This window comes from Amphritea balenae, from assembly GCF_003858655.1.
GTDB classification, from domain to species: domain Bacteria; phylum Pseudomonadota; class Gammaproteobacteria; order Pseudomonadales; family Balneatricaceae; genus Amphritea; species Amphritea balenae.
The window spans coordinates 12,589-31,667 of record NZ_RQXV01000016.1 but is presented as its reverse complement, the minus strand read 5'-3'; the positions used below and the strand labels follow the sequence as shown (position 1 = coordinate 31,667).

Sequence of the window (19,079 nt, the reverse complement as noted above, 5' to 3'; positions counted from 1 at the left end):
TAGTCTGATCGATGAATTTATATATAGCTGAGAAGCCTAGTCTGGCGCGGGCAATTGCCGATGTTCTGCCTAAGCCTCACCGCAAGAGAGAGGGCTATATAGAGCTGGCAAACGGTGATTGTGTCAGCTGGTGCCTTGGGCATCTGCTGGAACAGGTCGATCCGGATGCCTACAACCCTGACTTTAAGTCCTGGCGTTTTGAACACCTGCCTATTATTCCCGATGAGTGGAAGCTTAAGCCCCGCAGTAAGACCCGCAGCCAGTTAACGGTACTTAGAAAGCTGATCAAACAGTCTGATCAACTGATTCATGCCGGAGATCCCGACCGTGAAGGGCAGTTGCTGGTGGATGAGGTGATTAACTATCTGGGTGCCAGCGAAACAAAAAAGCGTAACGCTCAACGATTGTTAGTGAGTGACCTTAACCCTGCAGCGGTTAAAAAATCGTTGTTGAACCTCAAAAGCAATAGTGAATTTATACCGTTATCTATATCGGCGCTTGCGCGTTCGCGGGCCGACTGGCTGTATGGTATGAATATGACCCGGGCCTATACCATTAAGGGGCGTCAGGCAGGTTATAACGGTGTGTTGTCGGTTGGCCGGGTACAGACTCCTTTGCTAGGGCTGGTCGTTCAAAGAGACAAAGCGATTGCTGAGTTTATCTCTAAGCCCTTCTATGAAGTGCAGGCGCAGCTGGAAACGGATAAAGGCGAATGTTTTAGCGCTAAATGGCAGCCGAGTGAGAATTGCCGGCCCTATCAGGATGACGAGGGTAGGGTGCTGGTTCGTAAACTGGCAGAAAATGTGGTCTCGCGTATACAGGGGCAGCAGGCCCGTGTTGTTGACCTTGAACAGAAGAAAAAGCGTCAAAAAGCGCCGCTGCCTTTTAACTTGTCATCGCTACAGATAGAAGCAGCAAAGAAGTTTGGTCTGAGCGCCAAGCAGGTTTTGGATTGCTGTCAGTCTCTGTATGAAAGGCACAAACTTATCACCTATCCTCGATCAGATTGTCGCTATCTACCTGAGCAGCATTTCTCGCAGGCAGATGAGGTGATGAGTTCGGTTTTATCAAATATTGAATCCCTGCAGCAGTTTAAAGATGGGCTTGACCATAAACGTCGCAGTAGCGCCTGGAATGATAAAAAAGTAACCGCCCACCATGCCATTATCCCTACCACGCGAACCACGGCGGTTAGCCGTTTGAGTGCAGATGAACGCAAGTTATATGATCTGATCAGTCGGTATTACCTTGCGCAGTTTATGCTGGCTTATGAGTATTATGATACCAAAGCAAAAATTGAGATCGGCGGGGGGCTGTTTATTGCCTCAGCTCATCAAACGATTGAGATGGGCTGGAAGCAACTTCTTAACTCCAAGAGTGAAAAGAACTCTACGCTGCCGGAGCTAAATCAGGGGCAATCATTGCTCTGTGTTAAAGGCATTCTGGAAGAGAAACAGACTCAACCGCCTAAGCACTTTACCGATGCAACCTTATTGGCTGCGATGACCGGTATAGCCCGCTATGTCACTGATCCCGAGATTCGAAAAGTTTTGCGCGAAACCGATGGTCTGGGTACGGAAGCGACACGGGCGGGAATAATTGAGTTGCTCTTTACCCGGGGCTTTTTACGACGGGAAGGTAAAGCGATACGTGCAACCGGGGTCGGTACAGCGTTAATAGACTGTTTACCTGAGAGCGCATCCACACCGGATATGACCGCTTTATGGGAGTCGATACTGACTCAGGTCAGCCAGAAAGAGAGTAGTTACAACAGCTTTATGGGGCCGCTTACCGAACGTTTGAAAGAGTTAATTGATCAGTCCGGCAGGGTCATAATTCCTGCATCGTTAAAAGCGATGTCGCCACCTGCGGGCAGGCGTAAAGCGGGAGCAGGAAAATACCGTAAAAGCCGAACCGGTAAAGCAGGTTCAGGTAAAGCAACTTCAGGCAAGGCAGGCTCAGCTAAAAAGAAACAGGCCCGTACGGGAGCAAAGAGCCGGGCCGGGTAGTGCTTTGTGTCAGTGAGGTTTGTTATTAAAAATCAGAATCAAAAACGGCGCTCATCGGCGCCGTTTTTATAGGTACTTGTACGCTGTATGTAGCTTAGCCAAGCTTAGGTTCGTGCCAGTTAACGCACTTCAGAAATTTGTGTTGTGGATAAAACTTACCGTCTTTACCGGTCTGATCTTCGCCGGACTTAATAAAGGCTTCCGGCAGTTCTCCGCCGCGATAGACATTCAGTCCAACTTCTTCACGGTAATAGTTCAGTGTTTGCTCTACTTCATCTTCAGTTTTGCAAAGCTTTGACAGATTGCTTGCCTGAACCGCAGACATATCTTTATCAGCATCGATGCCAAGGATATGCGCCATACCATAAGTGACTACCAGAATATCTGCTACCGCATCGCGAACTTCTGACATGTCACGTTTATCAATGCCTTCAACCAGTTCAGCCAGTTCTTCCTGAATCAGGTGGAGCTGCTTGCCTGCTTTATCCCATTCTGGATTATCAGTATTGCCCTGTAGGTTGCCGAATACTGTATTTAGGTATGAAACGTCTGTGAAGTTACTCATGATTATTCGCTTAAACTATTCAGGTTGAAAAAGAGGAAGATATAATGATCTTCTTTAGCCCACGCTGCAAGCGTTAAACCCGGCCAGATCGGATTAATCCTGTAGCAATTCAGAAACTGTAAACTGGATATCTTCAGCGGGTACGGGTTTGCTGAACAAATAGCCCTGATAAATGTTGCACCCATAGCTGTTAAGCAACTTTAACTGGAGCTCAGTTTCTACCCCTTCAGCAATAACATCAATATTCATGCTTTGAGATAAGCCCACTATTGTTTTAGCTATGGCGGCATCACTGGTGTTGTGATGCAGATCCTGAACAAATGATTTATCTATTTTCAGATAGTTGAGAGGCAGTTTCTTCAAATAGCTGAGGGAAGAAAAACCGGTGCCGAAATCATCCAGCGCGAAGCCTATGCCCAGTTCCTGTAGCTGCCACATCTTTTCGATGATGGTATCTACATTGTCAGAAAGCACGGATTCAGTCAGTTCCATCTTCAGCTGTTTAGGGTCGATAGCTAACCCCTGGATGATCTCTACAACGTCATTAACAAAGCTATCGTTCTGGTATTGTTTACTGCTGACATTAACCGAGATGCTGAATGTACTGTCGATTTTGTCCTGCCACTGTTTCAGCTGGAAGCAGGCCTGTTCAATTACCCAGAGCCCGATCGCCTGAATCTGACCTGTTTCTTCTGCGATGGGAATAAAATCTAACGGTGAGATCAGGCCTTTTTCTGGATGATGCCAGCGAATAAGCGCTTCAACTCCCAGTATATGGCCCTGCTGGTTTACCTGTGGTTGATAGTACAGTTCAAATTGATTGAACTGTATTGCCCGGTGAAGATCCGTTTCAAGTTCGGCGCGTATATTCGCGGCGGCCTGCATTTCCGGATCAAAGAAACAGACCGCATTGCGGCCATTCGATTTAGCCTGATACATCGCCAGATCAGCCCTTTGAAGTAGCTGATCAATACTCTTATGCTCAGCATCTGAAAACAGGGTGATACCCACACTAACCGTTATACGATGCTGAAAGCCGATAAACAGATAAGGCTTATTCAGTTGATCGATTATTTTCTTGGTAATTCTTTGAATCTGGAACACTGCCCGGTCACGATTTGAATCCAGATCGGACAACATAATAACGAACTCGTCTCCACCAAAGCGGGCGACGGTGTCTGTTTTACGGATCTGCTCGGAGATACGATCTGCAACTTGTTGTAGTAACAGATCGCCATGATGGTGTCCGGCAGTATCATTCAGGGTTTTAAAGTTATCAAGGTCAATAAAGAGCAGGGCGCCTTCTTTCTTATTCCGATCCGTTTGCATAATTGCGGTTTCAAGCCGTTCCGATAACATCTGGCGATTAGGCAGCTTGGTCAGAGGGTCATAGTAGGCGAGTTCTTTTATGAACTCTTCAGAGGCTTTACGTTCGCTTATATCGGTCAGAGCTCTGACGTAGTGGGTAACGACGCCTTCTTCATTGGTCACCTGGGTGATGGTTAACCACTCGGGGAATACTTCTCCATTTTTGCGTTTGCTAAGTATCTCTCCTTGCCATTGCCCTGTAGCCCTGACCTGATGACGGATCTCTGCATAGAATGTATCAGTGTGTTGGCCTGAACGGAGTAATCTTGGCGTTTTGCCTATGGCTTCTGTTTCGCTGTATCCGGTAATCTCAGAGAACGCCTGATTGACACTGAGAATGATATTATCGGCATCGGTAATACACATGCCTTCCTGAGTTTCAAAGGCAACCGCTGCGATACGCAACTGCTCTTCATTTTCTCGTCTTACCCTAACTTCATGGCGTAGGTTTGTAATGGCATTGGAGACATTATCAGCCATGCTGTTGAATGATCCTGCCAGACGCCCCATCTCATCCTGACTACTAACTTCTAACCGCTTCTCATATTCGCCGTTGTGGAATTTTTGCAGGCCATCATTGATTGAGGTGATGCGACGGGTAAGGGCATTGGCCATCCAGATAGCAATGGCGATCACAATAAGCATCAGTATCAGGGTCGACGCGATAAGTCCGCCGGTAGATTGCTTCAATTGTCGCTTAATTTCCCGGGTTAAAGCATCCTGAAGCTTCATGTATTCGTTAATCTGGCTAGTTATAATACCTGAAATTCTATAATTCGAATCAACAGCAGCCTGATGGAATTCATCGATATTTGCGCCGATAGTGACGAAGCCAAAGCCTTTATCAGACTTGCCATAACGGCCAGTATAGTAAGGTATGGTTGCAGCAGTAGTTAATTTCCACAGACCGCTGAAATAGATTTTAAAAGAGCCTGAACCGCCGTTGCGGGTTAGCTGGTCCCAGCCCTGGCACTGAGGCGAAAAGTTGAGGTAGCGACAATCAAGTGCGATGGTGCCCTGATGGATAAGCTGTATGGCTGGTTTTTTTTCCAGAGAGGGCTGGTCAAATTCAGGTATGCCGGCCAGGAATTCATGGGAAGGTTGGCCTGATGCCTGCCATTGCTGATACAAGGTGTTATCCATCCAGGGCGTTTCAGGCAGTCCGGTCTGGTTGTTATAGCCATGGATAAAATAGTCTCTGGGGTGTGATATAGCCCGGTTTTTGTAATCCCACATAAAGGCATAATTGCCCTGGCTGGCGTCAGCTATAGGTGTATAGCGTTGGGAGGTGGGGATGATCCGGTCTGTGAATTGACGAATATGATCGTGATTCAGAGCCAGCGTGATATAACCGGTGATTTCGCCATCTTTTACCAGCGGGGTAGCCCAGCGAATGATCCCTTCGAAGCGTTTACCTAACGGGTTTTCAGTTCCTGCATAGGCAGAATCTTCGGGTTTAAAAGGAAGGCCTGCGGCGTCTGTTCTTTCCGGAATGTAGGGGCCGATTATTTGGCTACCCACGTAAGTGCCTATCACCTCAGAAATATAGATCTCGCCGGCTTTCAACTGTTGAAGTTCGGGCCAGTATGTTTCTGCTTTGGCGAAAGTATTTATCGGCTTGGTGATATCTTGTAACCGGGACTCCGGCTGATCACTGACTTTGATCAGCTCTTTGCCATCCAGACCGATGAGTGTCATTTCCCGATAGAGCTGTTTGTTGCTCCATATACCGTACTGTTCCTTAGGTCGATAGTGAAAGCTACGGGCATTATCTTTTAGCTCAGAGGTTTCAGCCGCTATCGTTTTTGTCTTTAGCTCAGTAACCGGCATCCAATAGGTTTTATTTTCAGCAAGCTGCCAGTCGCCATGTTTATAGAGGCTTCGGGTTCGGTTACCCATGAAGGTTTCAAAGGTTTTTTCATCTTTGCTGATCTGAGCGGCAAGCAGGATATCCTGATCCCTTTGATAGAGAAAATTAGCAATAGCCCGGGCAGTGTCAGTGGTAAGACGTTCTATGGATTCCCTGGACCGGTCATCCAGGGCATTGGTGCTGTCTTCTATTACTGAGTCGCCAACCTCCTGAATAGTTTCCAGCATATTATCAGCCATGGCTGCTGAGCGATCGGTAACTTCCTCGCTTAGGCGAACAGCCGCATGCCAGGCAAACAGGGCAAGCGCAATGAGTGGAACCATCTTTATCAGAATAAAGATGCTGATTAGCTTACCGCGAATGCTTTTCAGGAATTGCAGGCTCAAAGTAAAATCCTTTTTCTAAGCGCCTCTAACTGCTGGGGCTTTGAAAATCTTTGTAAGTTTTACATTGAATTATAGAAATCAAAAAAAGGCATGTGGCACGTAATTAACCAGTTTGGGCAGCATATATCGTCAATCTATCACCGGATAGAGGTGAATTATATAATGTGTAAATTATCTCTATTGACTGTGTTGCAGGTCATAAGCTTTATCAGGGTTAGCCCTTATGATGTCTGTCTGAAATCGCCAGTGGCATCAAGGTTGTTGCTAAGCTGAAGAACGGTTAAAAAACGGATCATTAATAGAAAAGTATCATCGGGACATATGATAGAAACGGATAAGCAGTCCAGTATAACCAGCAAACAATCCTCCACGGTTGTCGGTGGCTGGTCTGTTGCGGTTGGTCGGGCGCTTAATGCATTAGGTTACGATGGAGACCGGTTGCTTAAAGCGGCAGGGGTGGACCTGTCTCAGAAAAATGATATCGATGTCAGGTTCAGCTCAGACCATACCCGAAGGTTATGGGCGATCGCGTTGGCTGAAACCGGTCAGGAGAATATAGGGCTTCAGGTTGCCAGTTATGTCTGTCCGACGACTTTTCATGCACTTGGTTTTTCGCTTTGGGCCAGTAGTAGCCTGAGGGACGCGCTTCAGAGAATGGTCCGCTTTGAGGTATTGCTGAATGATGGTTGCCGGTTATCTCTTCAGCCTGCAGAGGTCCGGGATTACGATAGTTTTACCATGCAGATTAAGCAAGCTGAGAGTGTGGCTTTAGTGACTCCGGAAGGCGTTGATTACTTTCTCGGAGCCGTGGTGAAGATGTTTCGGGAAATGTCTGGAGACGGCTTTTCCCCGGTTAGTGTCAGTTTTACCCGTGATACACCCGAAGAGCCTCAGCTATGGCAAGACTACTTTAACTGTCCGGTTAGTTTTGGTAGCTCGGAAAACTGTTTGGTATTAGATTCAAACCAACTTGATCAGGCGCTACATACCGGAAACCGAATGCTGGCTGAGCAGAACGATAAGCTTGTTGAGGAGTATCTGGAGCGCTTTCAGATGAATGACCTCTGTAGTCAGGTTCGTAATACGCTGATTAATCTTATGCCTTTAGGTCTTACAACCCTTGATGATGTGGCTGACGAATTAAATATGGTTGCCAGAACGCTACAGTATCAACTGACATTGAATGGCACTACTTTACAGAAAATTCGCGATCAGATACGTGAGGAGCTGGCTCGCCAGTATTTGCAGTATTCCCGCCAAACGATTACAGAGATAGCTTACTCGCTGGGTTTTTCAGATCCAGCGCATCTGAACAGAGCTTTTAAGCGCTGGACTGGTGAGAGTCCTACAGTGTTTCGACGACGTTTCAGCGCTTAGCTTAAGTGCTTAATTTCAGTGTTTTGTTTAAGTGCCGGGTTTCAGGCTTAGTCCTGATCTGATTGATAGATGTTTTCCCCTTGGTTTAAATGGTAAAAGCTTTGCTTTAAATGGCAAAGACAGATAACAAATCGCCCGTATACTGACACTATATTGATTAACAAGTTAACAATAATAAGTGAGGTTTGTTATGGGTGAAGTTGTTCTGGCAGCGAAAGTGACGCATGTTCCCTCTATGTTTATTTCTGAGCAGGAAGGGCCGCTTAACGGGATTCGCAAAGAGGCGATCGAAGGTCTTAAACGCATTGGCGATCTGTGTCGTGAGCGTGAAGTCGACACTATCGTTGTGGCGGATACTCACTGGCTGGTTAATGCCGGTTATCATATTAATGCCAAGCCGGATATGTCGGGCCTGTTTACCAGTACTGAGTTTCCACACTTCCTGAATAATATGGAATACAACTATGTTGGGGATCCGGAGTTAGGCCAGCTGATCGCTGATACAGCCACTAAAAACGGTGTGACAACGCTTTGTCATCATGAAGTGGACACTTTAGAAGTTCAGTATGGCACCCTGGTTCCACTGCGTTATATGGGCATAGGTACGGATATTAAAATTATTTCAGTTGCTGGCTGGATGTATGACGCAGAACTGGAAGAATCAAAAATTGTTGGTGAGTCTATTCTTGAAGCGGTGAGAAAGTCGGGTAAGAAAGTTGCCTTTCTGGCCAGCGGTTCTCTGTCACACCGTATACCACCGAACAAAGATGTGGGTGATTATCTGTTCAAGATCAGCCGTCCATTGAATCAGCAAACTGATCTGATGGTATTGGATATGTGGAAGCAGGGCCGTATTAAGGACTTCCTTGAGATCATGCCGAAATATGCAGAGGACTGCGCTGGTGAAGGTGGCATGCATGATACCGCTATGCTGTTCGGTCTGTTGGGTTGGGACAAATATGAAGGCCAGGGCGAAATGATGACCGAGTACTTCCCAAGTTCCGGTACCGGTCAGTGTAATGTGCTATTCCCGGTCTCTACTAATGCGAAATCGCAACAGGATGTTCACCCGGTTTAGTAAGAGTTAAACAGGTAATAAAAAAGGGGCTTCAAGCCCCTTTTTCTATTCTGTATTCAAATGAACTAATTACAGACCCAGTTTCTCTGCCACGTAATCAGCGTCTTTATCACCACGGCCGGACAGGTTGATCAGGATTTGCTGATCTTTACCCATCGTTGGCGCAACACGCATCGCCCAGGCAACGGCATGGGCACTTTCCAGTGCCGGGATAATACCTTCAACCCGAGACAGGGTCATAAAGGCGTTCAGACATTCTTCATCGGTTGCTGTTTCGTACTCAACACGGTCAATGTCTTTCAGGTAGCAGTGCTGTGGGCCTACGCCAGGGTAGTCCAGGCCGGATGCGATAGAGTGAACCGGCATCGGCTCGCCATCATCAGTTTCCAGTACGTAGCACTTCATTCCGTGGATCTGGCTTGGCTTACCCAGGGTCATAGTTGCAGAGTGATCCGGTGTATCCAGACCTTTACCTGCAGGCTCAACTCCGACGATTTTAACATCGTCATCGTTCAGGAATGCGGTGAACAGCCCCATTGCGTTAGAACCACCGCCGACACAAGCGGTAATGACATCAGGGTTCTTGGCGAATTTTTCATTAAACTGCTGACGGGCTTCACGGCCGATGATGCTCTGGAAGTCACGTACCATTTTCGGGAATGGATGTGGGCCCACAACAGAGCCAATGGCATAAATATATTCTTCTGGATTCTTCAGATACTCTTCAAACGCACTGTCGACAGCATCTTTTAGAGTGGCGGTGCCGCGGGTAACCGGGACCAGCTTACAGCCCAGAATCTTCATCTTAGTAACGTTAGGGTGTTCTTTCTCGATATCCACCTGACCCATATGGATTTCACAAGGGATACCGACTAAAGCGCAGGCAGTCGCCAGTGCAACACCGTGCTGTCCTGCACCGGTTTCAGCCAGAACTTTCTTTTTACCCATGAATTTGGCCAGTAGCGCTTCACCCAGACAGTGATTGATCTTATGCGCACCGGTGTGGTTCAGGTCTTCACGTTTCAGGAAGATCTGTGCACCACCCAGCTGTTCACTCAGGCGTTTGGCATGGTAAATAGGGCTTGGACGACCAACGTAGTCCTGGAACAGGCTCATTAGTTCATTCTGAAATTCTTCAGTCTGACGGATCTCTTCGTAAGCCTGATCGATATCATCCATCACTTTTTTCAGTTCAGGGGGGATGATCTGACCGCCGTAGCTACCAAAAAATCCTTCTTTGTCAGGCATTGGCGCAAAATCAAACTTACTCATGGGACCTCTCTTATCTTGTTATATCGGCAGTAACCTTTAAGTGATACTGCGAACAGCGTTCAGACGCTGCATTTTGTATAGTAAAGAGAGAAATATATCGCTGTAGGAGGCGGTTGCCAACTATCGGAAGGATTTATTTTAAGAATATTGATCGGGAACTGTATTTAGCACTTGTTCAAAGGTTCTTTAGCCAAAGTCCAGCTCGATCTGGTGCTCTTTTGAAACGGTTTTTTTGAAGCCAAGCGACTTCTGCTGTTTACTGATTTCACGTAATCTATTGCGGGCTTCGTGATAGCAATGAAACACCGTATGATTGAATGCACCGCTGTCGCGCACAGAATTACCCCATGACTCTGTTAACACCCAGTCACCCATCAGGTCCTGATAGAGTCGGACTATGAAATAGTCCTGATGTTTACGCCAACGAATGATCAAAAAAGTACCACAATTAATTTGTCTGGGGTGATATCAAAGCACGAGGCGGGCAATTATAATCGGCGTTTCGCCCCATAACCACTGATTTTTTTCTTTGGAGAGTTGTTTGAATTTATCAGGTCTGAACATCGTCGCTGATGAGAATATTCCCGCGCTGGAATCCCTGTTCGATTGTTTCGGTAAGATCACCCGAATTCCGGGTAGATCAATGAAAAAAAGTGATCTTAAAGAGGCGGATATTCTATTGGTTCGCTCGGTAACTAAGGTCGACCGGGCGTTACTTGAAGGCACGCCGGTCAGCTTTGTAGGTACCGCAACAATAGGCACCGATCATATCGATCAGCACTGGTTACACGAGCAGGGTATTGGTTTTAGTAGTGCGCCGGGCTGTAATGCCGATGCGGTGGCAGAGTATGTGCTGAGTAATTTGTTGCTGGTTGCCCGTGAACAGGGCTTTGATCTGTTGGATAAAGTGGTAGGTATTGTTGGTGTCGGCAATGTTGGCCGTCGTTTACAGCGCCGCTTAGAACGGTTAGGCGTTAAGCTACTGCTGAATGATCCACCCCGGCAAAGTGCCGGAACAGAAGGCATGGTGCCATTGGATCAATTGTTGAAAGAAGCAGATATCATCTGTTTGCATACACCATTGGTAAAAGATGGAAAGTATCCCAGCCACCATCTTCTGAACCAGGACAATTTGCCATTGGTAAAGCAGGGGGCGGTGTTACTGAATGCAGGGCGGGGGCCGGTCATTGATAATACAGCGTTACTCAATTGGCACTTAATCCGTGAAGATGTCACCTTGCTACTTGATGTCTGGGAAGACGAGCCCCGTGTTGGAAGCGAACTGGCAGAGCGGGTAAGAATTGGTACTCCCCACATTGCCGGCTATAGTCTGGATGGTAAGATTCGGGGTACATGGATGCTTTATAACGCATTTTGCGAACACCGGGGGCTGGTTCCCGATGTGGATTTTAAGCAGTGTCTTAGCGAAATTGTACAGCCGGTTGTTAAGCTGACCGGCAAGGAAGATCTGACCGATATTATCCATATGATCTATGATCCGGCCGATGATCATGCTCGCTTTATGAGTTCGCTTGATGATGCTGCAATGCAGCCTGAGCGCTTTGACCAGTTACGTAAGCAGTATCCTGTTCGGCGAGAATTTGCCGCCGCCGGGTTTTCGGGTGCTAAGTTAGCGTCTGATTTAAAAGGTCAATTGGTCGCTGCGGGTTTCATCTGCGATTGATCTTCGAAATTGCACTTGCTTAGATAAGCGGGTTTGATAAATATGCGGCTTTGTTAGATAAGCGGCTTTGTTAGATAATTAGTTAGCCGGTAACAGGGCTTAACAGAAAACTCAGGAACGGATGCTGATTTAATGGCAGTGCAGGAAGATTTGCTTGAACAGAGTAAAAAACTCTCGGAACTAAGGTTGCAGATAGGCGAGCCGGTACGGGTAGAGATCAGGTCTCCCCGGGGCAGGTTTACGGCTAAGTTATTGGGCTATTCTGTCAACGGTGGTGTGATGATTAGCGCGCCTTCTGCTAACAGCAACGTTTCATCTTTGATAAATGAGGGTAATCTGGCTAATCTGCGCATGGTTAGTGGTAACCGGATCTGTAGTTTCACCAGTAAAATACTGAAACAGTATGATCAGCCGTTCGGCTACTGGGTACTAGAATATCCAAAACAGATTAATGAACAGCGCATCAGAGAACATACCCGGGTACCCGTTGGCTTAATGAGCTCGGTTGATGATCATGATGAAATGAGTGAGCGGCAGGATCTGCCGGTCAGTGCACTATGTATAGATATAAGTCTGGGGGGCGCCTGTCTGCAACTGCCGCGCTCTTTGGGTGAAGTGGGGGACAAGTTCTATCTGACTACCCGGGTTCAGATCGGTGATATCGATCAGGTATTACTGGCACCGGTTGAACTGCGTAATGTACATACCAGTTCAGTAGATTCAGGTAGCTTATATAACCACGGGGTAAAGTTTGTCGATCTGGATGAAGATAGTCGATTGATTATAGCTGCCTTTGTATATCAGCAGTTTCTGGTTGAGACCGGTAATCTCGATCAGAATGGACAGGAGTTATAGATGTTTCGATTGGGTTTAATCGTGAATCCCCTGGCGGGCGTCGGTGGCAGTGTAGGCTTGAAAGGCAGCGATGGCGAAGAGATTGCCCGTAAAGCACTGGATATGGGGGCTGAACCGAAAGCAAACCTGAGAACGTTACTTGCACTGGATGCGCTTCGGGGCCTGGATCTTAAGTTGACCACCTATCCGGGAGAGATGGGCGAAAACGTTGCCCGAGAGGCTGGCTTTGAACCTGTTGTTATCGGTTCAATCAATCCCGGTAATACCAGTGCTAAAGATACTGAGGCTGCTGCATGCCAGATGGTAGAAGAGGGTATCGATCTTATTCTCTTCGCGGGGGGCGATGGTACTGCGCGTAATATATGTCACGCTATCAGTGACAGCGTTCCGGTGCTGGGCATTCCTGCCGGCGTTAAAATTCACTCCGGAGTTTATGCCATTACGCCAAAGGCGGCGGGCGAAATTGTCGCCATGCTGGTTAGAGGGGAGTTAGTAACCCTGGGTGATCAGGAGGTCAGGGATATTGACGAAGTGGCCTTTCGCGAAGGTCGGGTGCGGGCAAAATACTATGGCGAGTTATTGGTACCGCAAGAACCACGCTTTCTACAACATACCAAAGAAGGTGGTAAGGAAGTAGAAGAGATTGTACTTGATGATATAGCCGCTGACTTCAATGAATCTATGGAAGATGATGTACGCTACATTATGGGCTCAGGTTCAACTGTGCAGGCTCTGATGGACTCTTTAGGACTGGAAAACACACTCTTAGGCGTGGATCTGATTGAGAACGGTGAGCTGATAGGTCAGGATCTGACAGCACAGCAGTTGCTTGAAATGACCTCGGGCTATGAGACCCGGTTAGTAATTACCGTTATCGGAGGTCAGGGTCATATTATCGGGCGGGGGAATCAACAGTTGAGTGTCGAGCTGTTAAGGCGTATCGGCCGTGACAATATTATTGTTGTTGCTACTAAGAGCAAAATTCAAGAGCTAGAAGGGCGGCCACTGATTGTTGATAGCGGAGATGCAGAACTTAATCATAAGTTGTCCGGTCTTATTCGAGTAAATACCGGCTACCGTGACTCAATATTGTATCGGATCGCTGATTACTGACAGGTCTGAATAAGGCTTAAAATACCCCTCGTACAATCCGGCAAAAATCCCATACTCTGTTATTCTGAAAGGAAGAGGGAGGCAGTAATGGGATTTGAGCTGTTAAAATTTTTAGTCCGGCTGATATTGCCCGACTGGATGCAGAATCGTGAGCCCGACCGGGCTCATTTCTATCGACGCAAATTTACCGGGGCTTATCGTGCCCGAAAGCAGCTGGTGACTCTATTGTGGTGCGGTAGCGGGCTGTTGATGCTGCTGATCCCTGTGCCAGCATTCATTATTACCACCGCATTATTTACAACCTTTATCTCTTTCTCTTTGCTGGATGAAGCGGGTTAATGCTTTGTGGTGTGACTAAGTCTGACCGGATAATAAAAAACCGCCAGAAGGCGGTTTTTTCATTTAATAATGTTGTTACTTAGGCAGACTACCTTCAACGCCTTGAACGTAGTAATTCATGCCTGACAGAGCACCATCATCAAGTACTTCACCGGCAGGGATAACCTGTTCACCGTTCTGGTTGATAACCGGGCCCTGGAATGGGTGTAAAGATCCATCCACAATCGCTTTCTGAACTTTTTCAGCTGCAGCGACTACGTCAGCAGGGACCGCATCGTTCCATGGTGCCATCTCAACCATACCGGACTTAATACCGCCCCAGGTATCACCTGACTTCCAGTTACCATCAATCACTGCCTGAGTACGCTCAATGTAGTATTGATCCCAGTTATCGATAATTGCTGTCAACTGGTTGTTAGGCGCATAGCTGGACATATCTGATGCCTGGCCAACACCCCATACACCACGTTGCTCTGCTACCTGAAGAGGCGCAGGGCTATCGGTATGTTGCAGGATGATATCAGCACCCTGATCGATCAGAGTCTTAGCCGCATCCGCTTCTTTGCCCGGATCGTACCAGGAGTTCACCCAGACAACTTTAACGGTTGCATCAGGGTTAACGGCGCGAGCGGAACGAGCCACTGCGTTGATGCCACGTACAACTTCCGGGATTGGGAATGACGCAACATAACCGATGATATTAGACTTGGTCATATGGCCGGCAGCAGTACCTACAACATAACGACCTTCGTAAAAGCGGCCAGCAAAGGTACTCATGTTTTTAACGCGCTTATAACCGGTGGCGTGTTCAAACTTTACCTTAGGGAATTTTTTGGCAACTTTAAGGGTTGGGTTCATGAAGCCAAAAGACGTTGTAAAGATCAGGTCATGTCCACTGGCGGCCATTTTCCGAACTACGCGTTCTGCATCCGGGCCTTCCTTGACGCTTTCGACGTAGGTGGTTTTTACCTGATCGCCAAATTTATCTTCAATAGCCTGACGACCAATGTCATGGCGATATGTCCAGCCGTGGTCACCCACTGGGCCAACATAAACAAAGCCAACTTTGGTTTCAGCCATTGACTGTCCGGCAATAGCCAAACCTGCCACTGTTGCAGCTATGCCGACAATCTTCTTAAACGGATGCTTCATAGGTTTCTCCTGAAGGTCTTCTTCCTGTTGCCATCTAGGAGCAGCTTTACGGGCTGATCCCGATAATAATTTGTAATTTTCCAGCACTAATATTATTAGTCACGGCCGCCGGTGACAAATGAACCGGCGAGCCTTTAGTCTTTATTGTTTGATCAGGCGGTAGGTCTGAATGTTCGTCCCAGTGATGCTGGTGAATTTTCACGCAGTTTCAATCGATCCCGTGAGATCAGAACCAATACCAGAATGGTTGCCAGATAAGGTAGCATCGATAGGAATTGTGAGGGTATATCCAGCCCGAATCCCTGCCCATGAAGTTGCAGTATAGTTACCCCGCCAAACATATAAGCGCCGAGCAGAACCCGCCAGGGCTTCCAGGTAGCAAATACCACAAGTGCTAAAGCAACCCAGCCCCGGCCAGCGGTCATATTTTCTGACCACATAGGAGTATAAATAAGCGACAGATATGCGCCACCCAGGCCGGCCATCAGGCCGCCAAACATCAGCGCCATATAACGAATTTTAATAACCGGATAGCCCAGTGCATGGCTGGACTCCGGTGAGTCGCCTACTGCGCGTAATATCAGACCGCCCCGGGTTTTAAAGATAAAGAAACTCAGACCGAATACCAGCGCCACTGAGAGGTAGACCAGTAAGTTATGATCAAACAGCAAAGTACCGAAGAAAGGTATCTCTGACAGTAATGGCACGGGCAGGTTAGACAGAGGTTCAACGGTAACCCCGACGAATTCCAGGCCGATAAGCGCGCTCAGTCCGACCCCGAAAATGGTGATAGATAATCCGGTAGCAACCTGATTGGTCATCAGAGTCAGGGTGAGATAACCATGCAACAACGCCATCAGCATGCCGGCAAAAGCGCCGCATAATACGCCGATATAAGTATTGCCGGTGATCAGTGCACCAGCGAAGGCGGAGACAGCACCGATCAGCATCATCCCTTCTACACCCAGATTCAATACACCTGAGCGTTCAGTGATTAGTTCACCCAATGCCGCAAATAGCAGAGGCGTAGCGGCGCCGATAATAGTCAGGCTGGCCGCCAACAGGATAGTCATAGAATCACTCATGCGCTGGCCTCCTGTTTCACTGATTCTGTTTTAGAGGCTTTCTGAGTCATATTGATACGGAATTTGATTAATACATCACAGGCCAGCAGAAAGAACAGTAACATCCCCTGAAATACGCCGGTCACTGCCTGAGGTAGTCCCATTTCGATCTGCAGGGTTTCACCGCCAAGATAAGACAGAGCCAGTAAAAGACCCGCGATAGTGACACCCAATGGGTGTAGCCGGCCGACAAAGGCGACGATAATGGCGGTAAAGCCATAGCCCGGTGAAACCTGCGGCACTAATTGTCCGATAGGTCCGGATACTTCAATCATGCCAGCCAGTCCAGCCAGACCACCACCCAGTAACAGACTAAACCAGATCAGGCCTTTCTCTTTAAAGCCGGCAAAGCGGGCTGCCCTGGGAGCTGAACCTACGACTTTAACCTGAAAGCCGATCAACGTTTTGCTGAGTAAGATCCAGATAGTTGCAACCACCAGTAAGGCGATAATCATCCCAATGTGCAGGCGGGTATCTTCCAGAATGATGGGTAGCAGAGCGGATTCACTGAACAGTCGTGATTCAGGGAAGTTAAAGCCTTCAGGATCGCGCCAGGGACCATGCACCAGAAAACTCAGAAATAATCCTGCCACATAGGTCAGCATCAGGCTGGTGAGAATTTCGTTAGCATTGAAGCGGGTTTTTAACCAGGCTGGTACGGCGCCCCAGGCCATGCCTCCCAGTATTCCTGCAATCATCATGGCGGGCAAAACCCAGATGCTTTCGCTTTCATAGGCGAAGAGAGCAACGCCCCCGGCGGCTACTGCACCCATAACCAGTTGCCCTTCGGCACCGATATTCCAGACGTTGGCTTTGAAACCGATGGAGAGGCCCACTCCGATCAATATTAAAGGTATTGCCTTAACTAACAGCTCACTAAAACCATAGCTGTCACTAATAGGTAAAATAAAGAAGGCGTACAGTGCATCCAGTCCGTCGATTCCCATCAGGCTGAACATCAGGAACCCACTGAAAAGGGTTAATATCAGCGCCAGCAAAGGAGACAGGTAAACCATCAACTTAGAAGGTTGTGGTCTGGCAACCAGAGAAAAACTCATTGTAGGGCTCCTTGTGCCGGGCCAGGTTTGGTACTGGATTTATCTAAGCTAACACCGGTCATTAACAGGCCAACATCTTCAGCGCTGACCTCATTAATATCGTAAGACTCAGACATACTGCCGCCACAAATAGCCGCAATACGATGACTGATGGTAAGTAGTTCATCCAGATCCTGAGAGACGACCAATACGGCTGCGCCTTCGGCAGCCAGCTGTAACAGGGCGCGGTGTATCAGTGCTGCAGCGCCGGCATCAACGCCCCAGGTGGGTTGAGCGACAACCAATACCTTTGGTTGCTGTAATATTTCACGGCCGACGATAAATTTCTGTAGATTACCGCCGGAAAGGCTTCCGGCAAGAGCATCCTGACCAGGGCAGCGAACATCAAACAGATCGATAACCTGTCGGGTAAATTTACGAACGGTTTCTGTGGCAATAAAACCCTTGTTCAGAAATGGCTGGCTGACAAAACCACTTAATAGTGAATTATCGTTCAGTGACATGTCTGGAACCGATCCATGTCCCAGTCGTTCTTCAGGAACAAAGCAGAGACCTTGTTGCCGTCGCTTAGTCGAACCGCGGTGGCCGATCGATTCGCCACCGATAAGAATCTCATCCGCGGCGCTTAATACTTCACCGCTGAGCAGTTCCAGCAGTTCAGCCTGACCATTACCCGCAACACCAGCGATACCCATCAATTCACCACTGTGAACTTCGAGGTTGATATCGTGAAGGTCTATCCCGAAACTTTGTTCCGATTTACGACTAAGGGACCTGATTTCCAGGGTGACCGGGCCAGCTTCAGGGTGTTCGCCGCGTTGGGCGACTTCAAACTCTTCACCTATCATCAATGCTGCCATGCTGGCAGGTGTTTCATTGGCAGGGATACAGTTGCCAACATTACAGCCGTGGCGCAGGATCGTCGCTGATTGGCAGAGTTGACGAACTTCGTCCAGTTTGTGGCTGATATAAAGTATTGAACAACCTTCTTCGGACAGCTGACGCAGGGTAACGAACAGCGTTTCGGCTTCCTGAGGTGTCAGAACCGAAGTCGGTTCATCCATGATTAGCAGGCTCGGGTCCTGGAGTAGGCAGCGGACAATTTCGATGCGTTGTTTTTCACCAACCGACAGGCTGTGAACGGCGCGGTTAGGGTCCAGTGGCAGGCCATAACGGGTTTCAACTTCGAGAATTTGTTGTTCAAGTTGATCCATCGCGGGGGGATTGGTCATCCCCAGGGCGATATTCTCTTTAACCGTCAGCGCTTCAAACAGGGAGAAATGTTGAAATACCATACCGATACCCAGATCTCTGGCATGGGCCGGATTGGCAACCTGAACTTTATTTCCTTCCCAGATCATGGTGCCGGAATCGGGCTTCAGGATACCGTAAATCATTTTAACCAGAGTACTTTTACCCGCGCCATTCTCACCCAGCAGGGCGTGAATCTCTCCGGGCTCTATCCTCAGATCGACAGAATCATTTGCCAGGCAGCCTGGAAATTCTTTAGTGACAGACTGAAGTAACAGGCGAGGCTGGCCTATTTCCTGATCGTCGAAATTATTCTTCATTAACACTCCCGCCATTTATGGCGCTGACCTTCTGTTTGGCAGAAGAGACATCTTAAATCCAAAACAGACGGAAGATACCTGATAAGCCTCAAGAAAGACACGCTAAGTTGTTTTTATAATTGAGCGTTGTTAAAACTTACAGAAAACTGAACCTAGAGGTCAAGTTTTCTCTGTCTTTATATGGAATAAAGCCCCGTTATTATTGAAATTAAGCTGTTTTTTGTGTTTGTAGCTCGTGCTCTGCGTGCTGTTAAGTTT

Annotated in this window: 15 protein-coding genes; 7 read left to right on the top strand and 8 right to left on the bottom strand. The window is 47.8% G+C overall.

Going from position 1 to position 19,079, the window contains the following annotated elements:
* Positions 1 to 11: 11 nt before the first annotated feature.
* On the top strand, positions 12 to 2,009 hold the full coding sequence (locus EHS89_RS20000; RefSeq protein ID WP_124927946.1) for a DNA topoisomerase III: 1,998 nt from the start codon (positions 12 to 14) through the stop codon (positions 2,007 to 2,009).
* Between the two features lie 94 nt (positions 2,010 to 2,103).
* Here the strand turns inward: EHS89_RS20000 and EHS89_RS19995 are convergent, their stop codons facing one another.
* On the bottom strand, positions 2,104 to 2,574 hold the full coding sequence (locus tag EHS89_RS19995) for a nucleoside triphosphate pyrophosphohydrolase family protein (RefSeq protein WP_124927945.1): 471 nt from the start codon (positions 2,572 to 2,574) through the stop codon (positions 2,104 to 2,106).
* Positions 2,575 to 2,667: 93 nt separating this feature from the next.
* Positions 2,668 to 6,198, bottom strand: a complete 3,531-nt coding sequence (locus EHS89_RS19990; protein ID WP_124927944.1) for a putative bifunctional diguanylate cyclase/phosphodiesterase — start codon at positions 6,196 to 6,198, stop codon at positions 2,668 to 2,670.
* Between the two features lie 321 nt (positions 6,199 to 6,519).
* On the opposite strand from EHS89_RS19990, the gene EHS89_RS19985 reads away from it, so the two are divergent.
* Complete coding sequence (locus tag EHS89_RS19985; protein ID WP_124927943.1) at positions 6,520 to 7,575, top strand: AraC family transcriptional regulator; 1,056 nt, start codon at positions 6,520 to 6,522, stop codon at positions 7,573 to 7,575.
* A gap of 190 nt (positions 7,576 to 7,765) precedes the next feature.
* Positions 7,766 to 8,653, top strand: coding sequence for a 3,4-dihydroxyphenylacetate 2,3-dioxygenase (gene hpaD / locus EHS89_RS19980; RefSeq protein WP_124927942.1), 888 nt, complete (start codon positions 7,766 to 7,768; stop codon positions 8,651 to 8,653).
* Positions 8,654 to 8,722: 69 nt separating this feature from the next.
* On the opposite strand, the gene trpB is transcribed toward hpaD, so the two are convergent.
* Positions 8,723 to 9,925 carry a tryptophan synthase subunit beta gene (trpB, locus tag EHS89_RS19975; protein ID WP_124927941.1) on the bottom strand — a complete coding sequence of 401 codons (1,203 nt, stop codon included), beginning with the start codon at positions 9,923 to 9,925 and terminating at the stop codon, positions 8,723 to 8,725.
* Between the two features lie 186 nt (positions 9,926 to 10,111).
* Entirely contained in the window at positions 10,112 to 10,360 is a 249-nt protein-coding gene (locus EHS89_RS19970; RefSeq protein ID WP_124927940.1) for a hypothetical protein, read from the bottom strand.
* 106 nt (positions 10,361 to 10,466) lie between these two features.
* Between EHS89_RS19970 and pdxB the strand changes: the two genes are divergently transcribed.
* From pdxB to EHS89_RS19950, 4 genes are all read left to right on the top strand, one after another.
* Positions 10,467 to 11,609, top strand: a complete 1,143-nt coding sequence (gene pdxB, locus EHS89_RS19965) for a 4-phosphoerythronate dehydrogenase PdxB (RefSeq protein ID WP_124927939.1) — start codon at positions 10,467 to 10,469, stop codon at positions 11,607 to 11,609.
* A gap of 132 nt (positions 11,610 to 11,741) precedes the next feature.
* The gene (locus tag EHS89_RS19960; RefSeq protein ID WP_124927938.1) at positions 11,742 to 12,464 is read left to right on the top strand and encodes a flagellar brake protein; all 723 of its coding nucleotides are present in this window, start codon (positions 11,742 to 11,744) and stop codon (positions 12,462 to 12,464) included.
* Positions 12,465 to 13,577 carry an ATP-NAD kinase family protein gene (locus EHS89_RS19955; protein ID WP_124927937.1) on the top strand — a complete coding sequence of 371 codons (1,113 nt, stop codon included), beginning with the start codon at positions 12,465 to 12,467 and terminating at the stop codon, positions 13,575 to 13,577.
* Positions 13,578 to 13,664: 87 nt separating this feature from the next.
* A complete protein-coding gene (locus EHS89_RS19950) occupies positions 13,665 to 13,916 on the top strand; it encodes a hypothetical protein (RefSeq protein ID WP_124927936.1) in 252 nt (83 codons plus the stop codon).
* 75 nt (positions 13,917 to 13,991) lie between these two features.
* On the opposite strand, the gene EHS89_RS19945 is transcribed toward EHS89_RS19950, so the two are convergent.
* From EHS89_RS19945 to EHS89_RS19930, 4 genes are all read right to left on the bottom strand, one after another.
* Positions 13,992 to 15,068 (bottom strand): BMP family ABC transporter substrate-binding protein, encoded by a 1,077-nt coding sequence (locus EHS89_RS19945; protein ID WP_124927935.1) that lies wholly within the window; start codon positions 15,066 to 15,068, stop codon positions 13,992 to 13,994.
* A 152-nt stretch (positions 15,069 to 15,220) separates the two neighbouring features.
* Positions 15,221 to 16,153 (bottom strand): ABC transporter permease, encoded by a 933-nt coding sequence (locus tag EHS89_RS19940; RefSeq protein WP_229753539.1) that lies wholly within the window; start codon positions 16,151 to 16,153, stop codon positions 15,221 to 15,223.
* Positions 16,150 to 17,250, bottom strand: coding sequence for an ABC transporter permease (locus EHS89_RS19935; RefSeq protein WP_170167557.1), 1,101 nt, complete (start codon positions 17,248 to 17,250; stop codon positions 16,150 to 16,152). Before EHS89_RS19935 ends, EHS89_RS19940 begins: the two co-directional genes overlap by 4 nt.
* Positions 17,247 to 18,821 (bottom strand): ABC transporter ATP-binding protein, encoded by a 1,575-nt coding sequence (locus tag EHS89_RS19930; RefSeq protein WP_124927934.1) that lies wholly within the window; start codon positions 18,819 to 18,821, stop codon positions 17,247 to 17,249. Before EHS89_RS19930 ends, EHS89_RS19935 begins: the two co-directional genes overlap by 4 nt.
* Between the last annotated feature and the right edge of the window lie 258 nt (positions 18,822 to 19,079).

Bases quoted from the DNA above. Each gene is read 5' to 3' on its own strand.
- EHS89_RS20000 (WP_124927946.1), top strand. From the start codon at position 12: ATGAATTTATATATAGCTGAGAAGCCTAGTCTGGCGCGGGCAATTGCC.
- EHS89_RS19995 (WP_124927945.1), bottom strand. From the start codon at position 2,574: ATGAGTAACTTCACAGACGTTTCATACCTAAATACAGTATTCGGCAAC.
- EHS89_RS19985 (WP_124927943.1), top strand. From the start codon at position 6,520: ATGATAGAAACGGATAAGCAGTCCAGTATAACCAGCAAACAATCCTCC.
- hpaD (WP_124927942.1), top strand. From the start codon at position 7,766: ATGGGTGAAGTTGTTCTGGCAGCGAAAGTGACGCATGTTCCCTCTATG.
- trpB (WP_124927941.1), bottom strand. From the start codon at position 9,925: ATGAGTAAGTTTGATTTTGCGCCAATGCCTGACAAAGAAGGATTTTTT.
- EHS89_RS19960 (WP_124927938.1), top strand. From the start codon at position 11,742: ATGGCAGTGCAGGAAGATTTGCTTGAACAGAGTAAAAAACTCTCGGAA.
- EHS89_RS19955 (WP_124927937.1), top strand. From the start codon at position 12,465: ATGTTTCGATTGGGTTTAATCGTGAATCCCCTGGCGGGCGTCGGTGGC.
- EHS89_RS19950 (WP_124927936.1), top strand. From the start codon at position 13,665: ATGGGATTTGAGCTGTTAAAATTTTTAGTCCGGCTGATATTGCCCGAC.
- EHS89_RS19945 (WP_124927935.1), bottom strand. From the start codon at position 15,068: ATGAAGCATCCGTTTAAGAAGATTGTCGGCATAGCTGCAACAGTGGCA.
- EHS89_RS19940 (WP_229753539.1), bottom strand. From the start codon at position 16,153: ATGAGTGATTCTATGACTATCCTGTTGGCGGCCAGCCTGACTATTATC.
- EHS89_RS19935 (WP_170167557.1), bottom strand. From the start codon at position 17,250: ATGAGTTTTTCTCTGGTTGCCAGACCACAACCTTCTAAGTTGATGGTT.
- EHS89_RS19930 (WP_124927934.1), bottom strand. From the start codon at position 18,821: ATGAAGAATAATTTCGACGATCAGGAAATAGGCCAGCCTCGCCTGTTA.